15 protein-coding genes and 2 pseudogenes are annotated in these 14747 nt (G+C 68.7%); 13 read left to right on the forward strand and 4 right to left on the reverse strand.

The features are described 5' to 3' along the window. Positions 1 to 261 (forward strand): annotated as a pseudogene (locus ACIY1X_RS12555) (glutathione peroxidase); the annotation flags it as partial. Between the two features lie 293 nt (positions 262 to 554). On the opposite strand, the gene ACIY1X_RS12560 reads toward ACIY1X_RS12555, so the two are convergent. Continuing rightward, the gene (locus ACIY1X_RS12560) at positions 555 to 1169 is read right to left on the reverse strand and encodes a glutathione S-transferase N-terminal domain-containing protein (RefSeq protein WP_399680902.1); all 615 of its coding nucleotides are present in this window, start codon (positions 1167 to 1169) and stop codon (positions 555 to 557) included. A 105-nt stretch (positions 1170 to 1274) separates the two neighbouring features. On the opposite strand from ACIY1X_RS12560, the gene purB reads away from it, so the two are divergent. Together purB and ACIY1X_RS12570 are read left to right on the forward strand one after the other, a co-directional pair. After that, positions 1275 to 2654, forward strand: coding sequence for an adenylosuccinate lyase (purB, locus tag ACIY1X_RS12565; RefSeq protein WP_399680903.1), 1380 nt, complete (start codon positions 1275 to 1277; stop codon positions 2652 to 2654). 4 nt (positions 2655 to 2658) lie between these two features. Next, on the forward strand, positions 2659 to 3219 hold the full coding sequence (locus tag ACIY1X_RS12570) for a YaeQ family protein (RefSeq protein ID WP_399680905.1): 561 nt from the start codon (positions 2659 to 2661) through the stop codon (positions 3217 to 3219). A gap of 122 nt (positions 3220 to 3341) precedes the next feature. On the opposite strand, the gene ACIY1X_RS12575 is transcribed toward ACIY1X_RS12570, so the two are convergent. Continuing rightward, on the reverse strand, positions 3342 to 3647 hold the full coding sequence (locus ACIY1X_RS12575) for a hypothetical protein (RefSeq protein ID WP_038200379.1): 306 nt from the start codon (positions 3645 to 3647) through the stop codon (positions 3342 to 3344). Between the two features lie 24 nt (positions 3648 to 3671). Continuing rightward, positions 3672 to 4139 carry a DUF3717 domain-containing protein gene (locus ACIY1X_RS12580; RefSeq protein WP_038200380.1) on the reverse strand — a complete coding sequence of 156 codons (468 nt, stop codon included), beginning with the start codon at positions 4137 to 4139 and terminating at the stop codon, positions 3672 to 3674. A 443-nt stretch (positions 4140 to 4582) separates the two neighbouring features. Here ACIY1X_RS12580 and ACIY1X_RS12585 point away from each other — a divergent pair, with 443 nt between their 5' ends. From ACIY1X_RS12585 to ACIY1X_RS12595, 3 genes are all read left to right on the forward strand, one after another. Continuing rightward, positions 4583 to 5338 (forward strand): TerC family protein, encoded by a 756-nt coding sequence (locus tag ACIY1X_RS12585; RefSeq protein ID WP_399680906.1) that lies wholly within the window; start codon positions 4583 to 4585, stop codon positions 5336 to 5338. Between the two features lie 87 nt (positions 5339 to 5425). Continuing rightward, complete coding sequence (locus ACIY1X_RS12590; protein WP_399680907.1) at positions 5426 to 5890, forward strand: hypothetical protein; 465 nt, start codon at positions 5426 to 5428, stop codon at positions 5888 to 5890. A gap of 37 nt (positions 5891 to 5927) precedes the next feature. Next, positions 5928 to 6281: a phage holin family protein gene (locus ACIY1X_RS12595; RefSeq protein WP_038200383.1), complete on the forward strand. Its 354-nt coding sequence runs from the start codon at positions 5928 to 5930 to the stop codon at positions 6279 to 6281. Positions 6282 to 6300: 19 nt separating this feature from the next. Here ACIY1X_RS12595 and ACIY1X_RS12600 read toward each other — a convergent pair whose 3' ends face one another. Continuing rightward, positions 6301 to 7881 (reverse strand): M48 family metalloprotease, encoded by a 1581-nt coding sequence (locus ACIY1X_RS12600; RefSeq protein WP_399680908.1) that lies wholly within the window; start codon positions 7879 to 7881, stop codon positions 6301 to 6303. Between the two features lie 89 nt (positions 7882 to 7970). Between ACIY1X_RS12600 and moaC the strand changes: the two genes are divergently transcribed. The 7 genes and pseudogenes from moaC to ACIY1X_RS12635 form a co-directional block, all read left to right on the forward strand. Beyond that, positions 7971 to 8468, forward strand: a complete 498-nt coding sequence (gene moaC / locus ACIY1X_RS12605; RefSeq protein WP_399680910.1) for a cyclic pyranopterin monophosphate synthase MoaC — start codon at positions 7971 to 7973, stop codon at positions 8466 to 8468. A gap of 291 nt (positions 8469 to 8759) precedes the next feature. Then, positions 8760 to 9236 (forward strand): type IV pilin protein, encoded by a 477-nt coding sequence (locus ACIY1X_RS12610; protein ID WP_399680912.1) that lies wholly within the window; start codon positions 8760 to 8762, stop codon positions 9234 to 9236. Positions 9237 to 9250: 14 nt separating this feature from the next. Then, positions 9251 to 9850, forward strand: a complete 600-nt coding sequence (locus ACIY1X_RS12615) for a GspH/FimT family pseudopilin (protein ID WP_399680914.1) — start codon at positions 9251 to 9253, stop codon at positions 9848 to 9850. Continuing rightward, positions 9844 to 10281 carry a pilus assembly protein PilV gene (locus ACIY1X_RS12620; RefSeq protein WP_399680915.1) on the forward strand — a complete coding sequence of 146 codons (438 nt, stop codon included), beginning with the start codon at positions 9844 to 9846 and terminating at the stop codon, positions 10279 to 10281. Before ACIY1X_RS12615 ends, ACIY1X_RS12620 begins: the two co-directional genes overlap by 7 nt. After that, on the forward strand, positions 10281 to 11405 hold the full coding sequence (locus ACIY1X_RS12625; RefSeq protein ID WP_399680917.1) for a PilW family protein: 1125 nt from the start codon (positions 10281 to 10283) through the stop codon (positions 11403 to 11405). The genes ACIY1X_RS12620 and ACIY1X_RS12625 overlap by 1 nt, the downstream gene beginning before the upstream one ends. Continuing rightward, a complete protein-coding gene (locus ACIY1X_RS12630) occupies positions 11402 to 12094 on the forward strand; it encodes a hypothetical protein (RefSeq protein ID WP_399680918.1) in 693 nt (230 codons plus the stop codon). The genes ACIY1X_RS12625 and ACIY1X_RS12630 overlap by 4 nt, the downstream gene beginning before the upstream one ends. A gap of 36 nt (positions 12095 to 12130) precedes the next feature. Continuing rightward, positions 12131 to 14747, forward strand: a pseudogene (locus tag ACIY1X_RS12635) (hypothetical protein); the annotation flags it as partial.

Below are 14747 nucleotides of genomic sequence, written 5' to 3' on the forward strand. Positions count from 1 at the left end.
AACAAGCAGATCGCCGAGTTCTGCGAGAACACCTTCGGCGTGAAATTCCCGATGTTCGCCAAGTCGGCCGTGCGCGGCGCGGACGCGAACCCGCTGTTCCGCGAGCTGGCGCGCGCCAGCGGCACCACGCCCAAGTGGAACTTCTACAAGTACCTGATCGCCCGCGACGGACGGGTGGTGCGCGCCTGGTCCAGCATGACCTCGCCCGACGACCTGGGCTTCGTGCATGCCGTCGAGCGCGAGTTGGCGGCCGTGCACTGACCCCTGCGACACAAACGTTTACGAAGTCGCCGGAACCGTCGCCCTCCGCCTACGTTCCCACACTTCGCCGCCACGCATGATGGCGGCACGGTTTGCTGCTGCGAAGCCTTCCGGGCCTTCTCGGCCCCGGCTGCAATCCCGGAGCGACTCTTCTCCTCCTCCCTCCCTCCCTCCTTTCGTTTCGGGGCGCTTCGCAGCATTTTTATTTCCGCCGGCCTGCCGATGCAGGCGGCACGAACGCAAAGGGCGCCCGACGAGGCGCCCTTCTTGCGTTTGGGAATTGGGCGACGCGTCTACTGCGGCAGGGTGTCGGCGAAGCTGGGCCGCTGCAGCAGCTTGTCGTGCAGGCGCGCCAGCTCGGGGTGCCGGCCGCGCCAGTCGACCTCGGGGAAGCGGAAGGCGATCCAGCCCAGCGCGCAGCCCACCGCGATGTCGGACAGGCTCAAGTGGATGCCGCTGCAGAAGGGCTTGTCGCCCAGGCCCTTGGCCATGGCGGCGATGCCGGCCTCGACCTTGCCGCGCTGGCGGTCCATCCAGGCCTGGCTGCGCTCGCCCTCGGCGCGCTTGGGCCAGATGGCCTCCATGCGCCACAGCACGCCGGCGTCCATCACGCCGTCGGCCAGCGCCTCCCAGGTCTTGACCTCGGCCCGCTCGCGGCCCGAGGGCGGGATGAGCTTGCCCACCGGCGAGAGGGTGTCCAGGTACTCGACGATCACGCGCGAGTCGAACATCGCCTCGCCGCCGTCCATGACCAGGCAGGGCACCTTGCCCAGCGGGTTGGAGGCGGAGATGGTGGTGTCATCGGACCAGACATCCTCGTGGATGAACTGGCAGTCCAGCCGTTTCTCGGCCAGCACGACGCGCACCTTCCGAACGTACGGACTGGCGGTCGATCCGATGAGTTTCATGCGCGGGCGCCCCCGGGGGGCGTGGTCATTGTGGCGGCCGGATTCTACGGGCGCGGCCCCGCGCCCGCGGCCCGCCCGCGGGAGGCCGGCTCCTACAATTCCGGGATGAGCTTCTCCCCCGTTTCCGCCCTCTCCCCCCTCGATGGCCGCTACGCCGGCCGGCTCGCCGCGCTGCGCCCGCTGATGAGCGAACAGGGCTACATGCACCGCCGCGTGCAGGTGGAGGTGGCCTGGTTCATCGCGCTGTCGGACGCCGGCTTCGCCGAGTTCAAGCCGCTCACGCCCGGCGCGCGCAAGTACCTGATGGGGCTGGTGTCGCACTTCGGCGAGGCCGACGCGCTGGCGATCAAGGAGATCGAGAAGACCACCAACCACGACGTCAAGGCGGTGGAATACTGGATCAAGTCCAAGTTCGAGGCCCGGCCCGAGCTGGAGTCGGCCGCCGAGTTCGTGCACTTCGCCTGCACCAGCGAGGACATCAACAACACCAGCCACGCGCTGCAGATCCAGGCCGCGCGCGAGCAGGTGCTGCTGCCGGCGCTGGACGGCATCGTCGCCACCCTGAAGAAGATGGCGCACGACTTCGCCGCCGTGCCCATGCTCAGCCGCACCCACGGCCAGACCGCCAGCCCCACCACCGTGGGCAAGGAGATCGCCAACGTGGCGGTGCGCCTGGCCAATGCGCGCTCCGCCATCGCCGCGGTGAAGCTGCTGGGCAAGATGAACGGCGCCGTGGGCAACTACAACGCGCACCTGGCGGCCTGGCCCGGCTTCGACTGGGAGGCCTTCAGCCGCAAGGTGGTCGAGACGCCCGCGCCGCAGGGCCTGGGCCTCACGTTCCAGCCCTACAGCATCCAGATCGAGCCGCACGACTACATGGCCGAGCTGTTCGACGCGGTGGCGCGCGCCAACACCATCCTCATCGACTTCTCGCGCGACGTGTGGGGCTACGTCAGCCTGGGCTACTTCAAGCAGCGGCTGAAGGCCGGCGAGATCGGTTCCTCGACCATGCCGCACAAGGTCAACCCGATCGACTTCGAGAACGCCGAGGGCAACCTGGGCCTGGCCAATGCGCTGCTGCGCCACCTCTCCGAGAAGCTGCCGATCAGCCGCTGGCAGCGCGACCTGACCGACAGCACCGTGCTGCGCAACATCGGCGTGGCCTTCGGCTACGCGGTGCTGGCCTATGCGAGCCTGGCCACCGGCCTGGGCAAGCTGGAGCTGAACGAGTCCGCGCTGGCCGCCGACCTGGACGCGAGCTGGGAGGTGCTGGCCGAGCCGATCCAGACCGTGATGCGCCGCTTCGGCGTGCCCGGCGCCTACGAGAAGCTCAAGGAGGTCACGCGCGGCCAGGCCGTCACGGCCGAGGCGCTGCACGCGCTGATCCGCTCGCTGGACATCCCCGAGGCCGAGAAGGAACGGCTGCTGGCCATGACGCCCGGCAGCTACACCGGCAAGGCGGCCGAACTCGCCCGGCGCGTCTGACCCGGTGGCGCTCAAATCCACCGTCTTCAAGGCCGAGGTGGCCGTGGCCGACATCGACCACGGCTACTACGCCGACCACGCCCTCACCCTGGCCCGGCACCCGAGCGAGACCGACGAACGCATGATGGTGCGGCTCGTCGCGCTGGCGCTCAACGCGCACGAACTGCAGGACCGCTGCAGCGGCGACGGCACCCTGGCCTTCGGCGCCGGCCTGTCGGACCCGGACGAGCCCGACGTCTGGCTGCGCGACTTCACCGGGCGCACGCGCCTGTGGATGGAGGTGGGCCAGCCCGAGGAACGCCCGATCGCCAAGGCCTGCGGCAAGGCCGATGCCGTGCGCCTGTACGCCTACGGCCACGCGGCCGAGGTGTGGTGGCGGGGCATCGAGGGCAAGCTCGCGCGCCTGGCCGGCCTGGAGGTGTGGCGCCTGCCGACCGCCGCCGTGCAGCAGCTCGGCGCGCTGGCGCAGCGCAGCATGCGGCTGCAGGCGACGCTCCAGGAGGGCGTGCTGATGCTGGGCGACGGCACGCGCTCGGTGGACATCGAGCCGGTGCGCTGGAAGTAGCGCATCGCCTGCCGCGGATCTTCGAACCACAGACACCGTTCGGGCTGAGCCTGTCGAAGCCGGGGGCGGCGCTTCGACAAGCTCAGCGTGAACGGTTGAATGGGGCTGAACGCGCTTCCGCCTCAAGCGCCCGGCATCGGCGCCCCGCAGTGCCAGCACTGCTCGAATCCGCCCTCGACGAACTCGCCGCAGGCGCAGTGCCACTGCCGCTGCGGCGGATGCCGGAGCGCCGCCAGCAGGCGCAGCGCCAGGGCGTGCTGCGCGTCGTCGCCGATCCACAACTCGGGCAGGCATTGGTCGGGCGGCAGCTCGCCGGCGGCGGCGCCGAGGTACTCGCGCTGCACCGTCACGTCCAGCCCCTCGGCGCGCAACGCATCGGCCCACAGCGTGGCGATGGCGAGGTTGGGAGCCTGGGCCAGCCGGCGCATGGGGCCTCGGTCGGTCGGGCCGGATCAGGCCGCCGAAGGGCTGCCTTCGCCGGCCGGCGCCGCGGCGGCGGTGCGGCGCGCAGCCTCGGCCTCGCGCGCGCGCTCGGCGTAGCGGTTGAAGCGCCAGGCCGTGTCCTGCATGGTGATGCGGCGCCAGGTCCGGCGCTTCTCGGCCGGCGTCATGGCGGGCCAGTGCTGCACTTCCTCGAAGCTGCGCCCGCAGCCCTTGCATTCGTCGTCGCCCTGGCTGGTCGAGCAGATGGCGATGCAGGGCGTATCGGGCGTGGTCCCGTACCACGCCAGCCAGGCGTCCCAGGCCCGCGGCGGGAAGCCGACCTCGTCGGCCTCGTCCTCGCCGTGGAAGACCATGAGCGCATACACCTCGGCCAGCGCCCGCACCTCGGGCGCCAGCGTCAGGCCGTCGGGCGAGGGCTTGCGCTCGCGCCAGAAGTTGATGGCGGCCTCGATGTCGGTGATGTGGATGCCGGCCATGGAAAAAGGGAAGGGAAACAACTCGGAAAAAGGGCGGCGCACGCCGCGGGGCGCCGATCTTAGGCGCAGCGCCGGTGCCCCGCCGGGCCGTGCGGCCTCCTTGCGCTGCCGGCATGGGCTGTGGTCCAATCCGCGGATTCGAGGGGGAGTAGCTCCCGGCCCGTCGATGCATCCACGCGGATGCACCCGCCGCGGTCCGTCGATCTGTCGTCAATACGAAGCATCCGCTTCCGGCAGATCGGGCAGAGCGCGCAGCGCCATGCGCCGCGCCAGCCGAGCAAGACCTTTGATTGAGCCTTCTTCGGGCTGGTCAAGGTCATGCGTCGGTCCCTCACGTTCTTCGGTGTGCGGTCCATGCATCCTGGGCCGTCGCCCCTGGCAGGTCAAAGCGGGAAGCAGCGTCCCCACGCGCCTTCCCATCCGTGGCTGACACTGAGGAACCTATGGAATTTCTGACTGCTCCCGAGTTCTGGGTCGCGCTGGGCCAGATCATCATCATCGACATCCTGCTCGGCGGCGACAACGCCGTGGTGATCGCGCTGGCCTGCCGCAAGCTGCCGCCCGCGCAGCGCACCAAGGGCATCATCTTCGGCACCGCCGGCGCCATCATCCTGCGCGTCATCCTCATCGCGTTCGCGATGACTCTGCTGAACATCCCGTTCCTCAAGTTCGTCGGCGCCATCCTGCTGGTGTGGATCGGCGTGAAGCTGCTGGCCCCCGACGAGGACGGCCACGGCGACATCCAGGGCAGCGACAGGCTGCTGGCGGCCATCAAGACCATCATCGTGGCCGACCTGGTGATGAGCGTGGACAACGTGATCGCCATCGCCGGCGCCGCGCAGAACGCGGGCGACCACTCGATGCTGCTCGTGGTGCTGGGCCTGCTGATCTCGATCCCGATCATCGTCTGGGGCAGCCAGCTCGTCATCAAGCTGATGGAGCGCTTCCCGCTGATCATCACCCTGGGCGGCATGCTGCTGGGCTGGATCGCCGGCGGCATGCTGGTGACGGACCCCGCCTTCGTCAACACCGAGAAGTGGACCTGGATGCCCAAGCTGGGCACCGTGGGCGCCGACGGCCAGGCCGTCATCTCCGACACGCTGTACTGGACGGCCCACGTCGCCGGCGCGCTGCTGGTGCTGGCGATCGGCAAGCTGCTGGCCTCGCGCCGCACCGGTGGTGGCGCGCAGCACGGCTGATCTGGCACACTGTCCGCACCTGCCGCCGCGCCCCCGGGCGCGGCCTTCCATCCCGGCGCGAGCCGCCCTCCCTGGAGGAGATTCGAGATGAGCGACAAGATCATTCTCTACGTCGATGACGCGGCCTACGCCCGCGAACACCTCGAACGGCTCGCCCCCGCCACGGCCGGCGGCGCGCCGCGGCACTGGGTGCTGGTGGCCTGCGCCCCGCGCATGACGCACCGCATCAGCAAGTGGGTGAGCCACAGCGCACGCGAGAACTGGCGCGCCAAGTGGTTCGCGCGCGCGCAGGAAACCATGGCCCCGGCCCTCACGGCCGGCGGCGCGCAGGTGACGGCAGTGCTGGCCAAAGGCCCGCTGGTCGAGCTGACCCGCAAGCTGCAGCTCGAGCACGGCGCCGTGCCCGTCGTCGATGCCCGCCGCCCGAAGGTGGGCGTGGACATGGAGCCGGTGGCGGTGGGCCAGCAGCCGGCGCAGTCCGGCTGGGCGCTGCCCGGCGCGGTGGCCGGCATGGGCGCGCTGCTGGTGCTGGCGAACGAGCTGGCGGAATAGGCCGCTGCTGCAGCGGCATTGCCGCTATGCTGCGGCCATGCGTCTGATCCTCAAATGGCTGCTCAGCGCTGTGGCGCTGCTGGCAGTGGCTTATCTCTATGGCGGCGTGCAGGTGGCGAGCTTCGGCAGCGCGCTCATCGCCGCGGCGGTGATCGGCCTGCTGAACATGGTCGTGCGGCCGGTGCTGGTGGTGCTCACCTTTCCGGTCACCATCGTCACGCTGGGCCTGTTCCTCTTCGTCATCAACGCCCTGCTGTTCTGGGCCGCCTCGGGACTGCTGCAGGGCTTCCACGTCAGCGGCTTCTGGGCGGCGGTGCTGGGCTCGCTGCTGTACTCGATCCTCGGGGTGCTGATCGAGGCGGCGCTGGGCGGGCTGCTGGGCAAGCGCTGAGCCGGCGGCCGCCGCCTATTTACTGCAGCGGCTTGTCCTTGTCGGCGAGCTGCTCCTTCGCCCTGGCCTCCACCTCGCGCGCGCGGGTGTCGATGATCGACGCCTCGTAGTGGTCCACCCTCGTGCCGGGGCCGGCCTGGCGCACCCAGTCCTGCGCGGCGCGGAAGCGGTCGCGCGCGGCGACGTAGTCGAGCACCGCGACGTTGGCCTCGGCGTCGGCACGGATGGCGCGCAGCGTCTCGCCCTGAGCCCCGTACACCGCCGACAGCGTGCGCCACGCGGTCGCGTCGCGCGGATGCAGCGCCACCCAGTCGCGCAGCAGCGCGGCCACGCCGTCCGGCTGGCGGGCGGCGACGGCGGCCTGCGCCGCGAGCACCAGTTCCGCGCGGTCCTTCGGATGCGCCTTCGGGTCCAGCAGCGCCGCCGCGGCGGGGCCATTGCCGGCGTCCAGCTCCACCTCCGCCTGCAGCAGCCGGGCCAGCCGCTCGGCCGGCGCGTCGCCCTGCACGCGGGCGGCCAGGCGCGCGGCCAGGGCACGGGCGGCCTTCAGGTCCCGCAGTTCGACGGCGGAGCGGGCGGCGGCATAGAGCATGCCGGCCTGCTGCGCCGGGCGGGCGCGGGCGAACTCGCTGCTGTCGACCGCCTGCAGCCACTGGCGCAGCAGGTCGGCGCCGGGGCGGCTGAGCACCCGGGCGCGGGCCGCGATCATGGCGTGCTCCATCTGCGGCGCCAGCGGCGCGACCGCCTCGGTGCGGAACTGGAAGCGCGCCTCCATCTCCGTGAGGCGCTCGCCGGTCAGCGGGTGGCTGCGCAGGTAGGGATAGGAGCCGTTGTCGTTCAGCCGCGAGGCGTACTGCAGCTTCTCGAACATCGCGGCCGCGCCGCGCGGCGAGAAGCCCGCCTGCGTCATCACGCCGAAGCCGATGCGGTCGGCCTCGCGCTCCATGTCGCGCGAGAAGTCCAGCTGCTTCTGCATGGCCATGGCCTGGCCGCCGACCATCGCCGCCATGCCCAGGTCGCCGCCGCTCCTGCTCTTGGCCGCGGCCAGGCCGCCGAGGATCATGGCGGCCAGCAGCAGCGGGGCCTGGCGGCTCTGCTGGGTCAGCATGCGCGAGATGTGGCGCTGCGTCACGTGCGTCAGCTCGTGCCCCAGCACCGAGGCCAGTTCGTCGCGGGTCTCGGTGATCGCGATCAGCCCCGTGTGCAGGCCCAGGTAGCCGCCGGGCAGCGCGAAGGCGTTGACGGTGCGGTCGCGGCCGATCATCACCTGCCAGGCGTAGCGCTCGTCCAGTTCGGGGGTGAGCTCGCCGCGCGTGCGGGCGGCGGCCAGCAGGCGCTGCCAGATGTCCTGCACGTAGTCCGCCAGCACCGGGTCGTCGACGTAGTCCGGGTCGCGGTACAGCTCGCGGGCGATGCGGTCGCCCAGCTGGCGCTCGGCGGTGGCGGTCATCTCCGCGCCGTCGGACAGGCCGGGCAGCGTCTGCACCTGGGCATGGCCCTGCAGCGGCCACAGGACCTGGGAGGCGATCAGCAGGGCGGCCAGCAGCGGGCGTGCATGGCGGAAGGCAGGAGGACGCGGGGGCAGAGGCGGTCGAAGCATCGGTCGGCGGTTCTCGTCGGGCGTGCGGGCAGCGGCGGGCGGCCGCCGGACCCGGCCCGTATGATGCGCCACACCGCCGATCGTTCAGCATGAGTTCGCCCGCCGCCTCCTCGCCCCTCACCCACTTCGACGCCCAGGGCCAGGCCCACATGGTCGACGTGGCGGGCAAGCCCGCCACCCGGCGGGTGGCCGTGGCCACGGGCGTCATCGAGATGCGGGCCGAGACGCTGGCGCTGATCGAGTCGGGCAGCGCGAAGAAGGGCGACGTGCTCGGCGTGGCCCGCATCGCCGGCATCCAGGCCGCCAAGAAGACCAGCGACCTCGTCCCGCTGTGCCACCCGCTGGCGCTGACGCGGGTAGCCGTCGACTTCGAGACCGCCGCCGCGCCCGTGCCGCACGTGCGCTGCACCGCCACCGTCGAGACCGTCGGCCCGACCGGCGTGGAGATGGAAGCGCTCACCAGCGTGCAGGTGGCTCTGCTGACGGTCTACGACATGTGCAAGGCGGTGGACCGGGGCATGGCCATCACCGGCGTGCGCGTGCTGGAGAAGCACGGAGGCAAGTCGGGGAGCTGGGTGGCGGGCTGAGCCCGCAATCCCCACCCGCTGCAGCGGGTGGGCTTGTTCCCTGGCAAGCGGGCAAGGGCAGGCGATCGCCCCATTGCCAAATGGAAGTGCTCACTATCACGCACAGAGCCAAGCCATCGCGTAGCCCCCTGATCTGACGCGCTTCGGCGCCTGGACACCGGCCGACGAGTGGCGCGGATGCGCGGACCAGCGGGTTTGCAATTGAAAACAATTGCGGACATTCTGTGACCATTGTGTCTTCGTGCGCACACCTCGCGGTGGCGCCCGCGGTGCTCCTCCTTCCGAAAGACCATGGCTTTGCAACATCCCCTCCATTTCCGCCACGGCCGTGCCACCCGCGGCTTCACGCTCATCGAGGTCATGATCGTGGTGGCCGTGATCGGCATCCTGGCGGCCATCGCGCTGCCCTCGTACAACGACTATGTGCGGCGTGGGCAACTGCCCGAGGCGTTCAGCGGCCTGTCCGATTACCGGACCAAGATGGAGCAGTACTACCAGGACAACCGCAACTACGGCAGTGACGCAGCCTGCGCCGCGGACAGCAGTGCCAGCAGCTGGAACACCTTTCCGATCACCACCGGCCGCTTCACCTACACCTGTGCCACCAGTGACAGCGGCCAGGGCTACACCATCACGGCCACCGGCGCATCCGACCGGGCAACGGGCCATACCTACACCATCAATCACCGCGGCGACCGTGCCACGACCCAGTTCAAGGGCAGCACCAGCACGGCCACCTGCTGGCTGACGAGCAGCAGCAGTTGCTGAGAGGCACAGGCACCATGCGGCAACGAGGCTTCACGCTGGTCGAGCTGATCGTCAGCATCGCGGTGCTGGGGTTCCTGCTGATGGCGGCCTTGCCATCGATCGGCACCTGGCTCGACAACACCCGCATCCGCAACACGACCGAAGCGCTGCAACAGGGACTGCAGACCGCACGCAACGAAGCGATCAAGGGCAATCGGGAGGTGTCCTTCTTTCTCGTCTCGCTGACAAGCCCGCACACCATGGACGACAGCTGCGCCCTGTCATCGGCCAGTGGCTCGTGGGTCGTCAGCACGTCTTCACCGGCATCCGAGTGCGGGGGCAACGAGCAGTCGTCTCCGCCGATCCTGGCCTCCCGGACGGCCGGCGACGCGGGCGGCCGCGTGAACGTCACCGCCGTGGCCGGCGATGACAGCGCGGCCACCACCGTCACCTTCAACGGCTTCGGCCGCGCCATCGATGTCGGTAGCGGCAGCGGCATCGCGCGCATCGACGTCACGGGGCCGAACGACGACACGACCTACCGGCCGCTACGCCTGCTCGTCACACCTGCTGGCAGCGTGCGCATGTGCGATCCCAGCGAATCCATCACCGACGGAGATCCGCGCAAATGCTGAAACCCGCACCCATCCGCCGCCGGACGCCGCGCGCGGCTGTCCAACGCGGCGTGGTGATGATCGAGATCCTGGTCGCCCTGCTGATCTTCATGCTCGGCGTGCTGGGCCTGGTCGGCATGCAGAGCCGGCTGACACAGACACAGACCGAGTCCAAGCTGCGCGCGGACGCCGCCTACCTCGCCAGCGAGGCCCTGGCACGCATGTGGACCCATATCGACGAGATCGCGAACTTCGACGGCGCCGACGGCTGCGAAGCCAGCAGTTGCACCGAGTGGCGCACCAAGGTCGGCCAGGTCCTGCCCGGCGGGGATGCCGCCATCACGGTCGACAGCAGCACGGGCGACGTGTCGATCACCATCACCTGGACGCTGCCCGACGGGCAGACCCATCGCTACGTCACGCAAAGCACCGTAGTGCCGAAGTCCATCTGATGAACACCCTGCACTTTTCCCTGCCGCGGCGACGCCTGCAGCGCGGCTTCACGCTGGTCGAGCTCATGGTCGGCATCGTGCTGGGCATGCTCACCGTGCTGGTCATCACCCAGACGATGGCCGTCACGGAAGGCAAGAAGCGCACGATCTCGTCCGGCAGCGACGCCCAGGTCAACGGTACGCTGGCGCTGTACACGCTGCAGCGCGAGCTGCAGATGTCCGGCTATGGTGTGGCCAGCAACCCCGTGGCGCTGGGCTGCCCCGTCAAGGGCAAGTTCAAGGACCCAGCCGCCCCGGCAGACTCTGCCGCCATCGACTTCGCGCCGGTGCTGGCCCCGGTCGTCATCGTCGATGGTGCCGATGGCGCGCCGGACACCATCACCATCCTGCAGGGCCAGACGGCGAACTTCTCCGCGCCCATGCCCGTCAGCACCGACCACGCCAAAGACGCCGGCGCGTTCGAGGTCGGCTCCTCCCTGGGTGTGACCGCTGGCGACTTGATGATCGCCGTGCCCCGCGACGGGCAGTACAACGCGGACCAGTGGTGCGCCGTGTTCTCCGTGACCGACGACGGCAATGCCGAATCGCCGACCAGCGCCACCCTCACGGCCAGACGCATCCCACACACCACGGGCTCCAACCCATGGAACACCAGCGACGTGTTCCCTGAAGCCGGCTACGAACGCGGCGCCTTCCTGCTGAACCTGGGGCGCCTGTCCCACAGGACGTACTCGATCGACAACGAATCGCTGCAGGTGCGCGCGCAGACCAGCGGCGCAGCCACCAGCACCGCCGAAGACCTGTACCCCCAGATCGTCAATCTGCAGGCGATGTACGGCAAGGACACGACCGGCGACGGCCAGATCGACACCTACGACAACACCACGCCCACCACCGCGGCCGACTGGGAGCGCGTGCTCGCCGTGCGGCTGGCCCTGGTGGCGCGCAGCACCCAGTACGAGCGTGACCCCGTCACCACCTCGGCCCCCCAGTGGCAGGTGGGCACCGGCACTCCGCTGACGCTCAGGATCAATCACGTCAGCGACTGGCAGCACTACCGCTACAAGGTCTACGACACCATCGTGCCGCTGCGCAACATGCTATGGAACTCCAAGTCGTCATGATGCACGCCCCCTACAGGCGCCAGCGCGGCGTCTCGCTGATCTTCGCGCTCATCGCGCTGGTTTCGCTGGCATTGGCCACCTTGGCGCTGGTGCGCTCAATCGATAGCGGCGCGCTGGTGCTGGGCAACGTCGGCTTCAAGCAGGACGCCACGGTCGCGGCCGACCAGGCATCGCGCGAGGCCGTCGCCTGGCTGAAAACCAACGTCGCTTCGCTCGAAGAGGACATCGCCGCCAGCGGCTACTACGCAAGCACCAAGGAACTCAACGCCGACGATCGGACGACGCCGGTGGACGTGACGGGCCAGCAATACGTGGGCAACGCCGCGCGCAAGCTCATCGACTGGGGCAGCGGCTCCTCGGACCCCGACCGTGAATGCCGCTACGCCCCCACGGGCAGCTATGCCAGTTGCACGCTGAAATCGGCCTCGGGCGGCACGGTCAACGGCAATGAGCTGCGCTACACGATCTTCAGGCTCTGCAGCAAGCCCGGCAGCGCCAGCGACACGGTCAACAACAACTGCGCCAAGCCTTTGGGCAGCACGGGCGGTGCCTCCGGCCGCGGCGCGCTGGCCTACGGCTCGCATGCTCGCTTCGAGGCGCCCAGCGGGCCCTACTACCGGATCGTGGTGCGCGCGCGCGGTGCGCGCAACACCGTCAGCTTCACCGAAACCATCGTCAGCTTCCAGTAGCACCGGCCCATTAGAGCCCGCAGGAGGAGTCCCGTCATGATCTCTCAGCCCCTTTTCCGACGATTCGCGACAGCGCGTCCCTTGGCCCTGTGCGCGGCACTCCTGGTGCTGGAGGCCGTTGCCTCCAACGCCCTGGCGGCCCAGACGTCGATCAGTGACGAGCCGCTGGCCACGCGGCCCAATGTCAAGGCCAAGCCGAACCTGATGTTCGTCCTGGACGACTCCGGCTCCATGAACTGGAGCTACATGCCCGACGAACTGGGGCGCTCGCGGGATGCCACGGACGAGCCCTACAGCACCAAGTACGGCTACTGGTCATCCCAGTGCAATGGCGTGGCGTATGACCCGACCTTCACCTACGAGCCGCCCCGCAAGGCGGACGGGACCTCCTACGATCCAGCCGATTTCAACAGCGCATGGAATGACGGATTCCAGGGTGGCAACTCGAAAACTAACCTCGGGGATACAGATACCGTTTCGGTGGAGCGCTCAAGCAGCAGCAATGTCGAGATCGGAACAGGCACCAAGAGCTTCGTTGTCAGTGGTTCCGCCAACGCGGCGGACACATTCAAGATCGGCGATGAAGTGACTCTGGACAGCTCCACCTGGGCGACGGCTCGCTGGATGCGCGGTGTGGTGACGGGGTGGAGCGCATCGGGCGGGACCTGGACGCTGACCGTCAACGTCACTTCGAAAGCCGGCTCCGGTAGCAGGAACTCCTGGGAGATCACGCAGACGCGCCAGGTCGGCAAGCGCTACTACTACAGGTACACCGGCGACAAGACCGCAGTTCCACCCATGAGCTGGAGGTATGACAGCTCCGGGGACGTGGACACGAGCACCGACTTTTACAAGCAGTGCATGAGCAACGAGGGCAGCGCGCCCGGCAGCAATGTCTTCCAGAAGGTCGTCATTCTCGATCAGTCGGCCGAACAAAGACAGAACTATGCCAACTGGTACTCTTACTATCGCAAGCGCACTTTCCTCATGCGCACGGCCGTGGGGAGAGCCTTCGAAGCGTTGAACGATGGCTACCGCGTGGGCTTCTCCACCATCAACAGCAGCAAGACGGCGGCGACCAGCAGCGGATTCGAGCCGGTGGGCGTGTTCGACGGCACGCACAAGAGCACGGTCTTCACCAAGCTCTACAACTCGACAGCCAACGGCTCCACGCCGCTGCGCGGCGCCCTCTCGAAGATCGGCCAGTACTACGCGAACAAAGCCAGCGGTCAGACTTCGGACCCGGTGCAGTACTCCTGCCAGCGCAACTATGCGCTGCTATCGACCGATGGCTACTGGAACGATTCCGTCAACGACAGCTACGGCCCCAGGGACCTGAGCGGCAACAACGTTGGCAACACCGATGGCATTGGCGTCGATCGGCCCATGCATGACGGCACTGTCACCGTGACCACGTATGAGCGCACTGCCTATCGAGTGGGCTCGCGCAACGGAAATGGCTGCAGCGGCGGCCAGTACCGGGTTCGCGAAACGCTTCAGACATCATCCAATGGGACCGATTGGACACCGGCCACCCCGTCGGCACCCGGGAACGGCAGCAGCGGCGGCACCTGCCGGGCCGGCACCTATGTACTGCCGAATACGTCAGGGACCAACGTCGCCGACGCATCGCAGAAGGCCAACGGCATCGTGTACGCGACGGCAACGTCCAGCACCTCCACGCCGGCCAAGTCGTCGAACACCCTGGCGGACGTCGCACAGTACTACTACACCACCGATCTCCGGAGCTCGGCGCTGGGCAACTGCACGTCCAGCTCGTCGGGCACCGAACAGAACGTCTGCACCAACAGCCTCAAGGCCGCTGGCCGGGACACGGCCACCCATCAGCACATGACGACCTTCACCATCGGTCTGGGTGTCAGCGGGACCTTGAGATACGACCGCAACTACCTCACGCAGACCAGTGGCGACTTCGCCGACATCGTGTCGGGTGCGGCCGATTGGCCCGTACCGCCCAATAGCGGGGGCGATGCACGCACCATCGATGACCTCTGGCACGCCGCCGTGAACGGCCGCGGCCAGTATTACTCTGCCCTGAATGCGGCCGATCTGGGCCAGGCCATCAGCGGCGTGGTCAACACCATCATGGAAGAGACCGGCTCTTCCGCCGCCGCAGCCACCAGCGCACTGGAACTCGTCCCGGGCGATAACAATCAGGTCTATCAGGCCAGCTACACGACCCAGTCTTGGACGGGCGACCTCAAGGCCTATCAACTCAACGGCGAGACGGGCGAGATCGGCAGCACGGCCCAGTGGTCTGCCCAGGCACTGCTAACGCAGCGCACCTCGGCCCGCCGGATCCTCTACCGTGGCGGGACGACGTCCTCGCTGGTGGATTTCAACTGGACCAACCTGCAGGCGGACAGCCTGGATGGGCATTTCTCCAATCTTTGCAGCAAGACGGTGGTATCCACCCAGTGCACAGGCCTGAGCGCGGCCGACCTCACGGCCGCCAATACCGGCGAGAACCTGGTGAACTACCTGCGCGGCACGCGCACCCTGGAGACCGCCACGTCCGACCGCGCGGCGCTGTACCGCGTCCGCAAGGGCGTGCTGGGCGACATCGTCAACGGTGCCCCGGTCTACGTCGGCAAGCCGCCCTTCGCTTATGGTGACGACGGCTACGCCGCAT

It is taken from the genome of Xenophilus sp., assembly GCF_044462705.1.
GTDB classification, from domain to species: Bacteria; Pseudomonadota; Gammaproteobacteria; order Burkholderiales; family Burkholderiaceae_C; genus Xenophilus; species Xenophilus azovorans.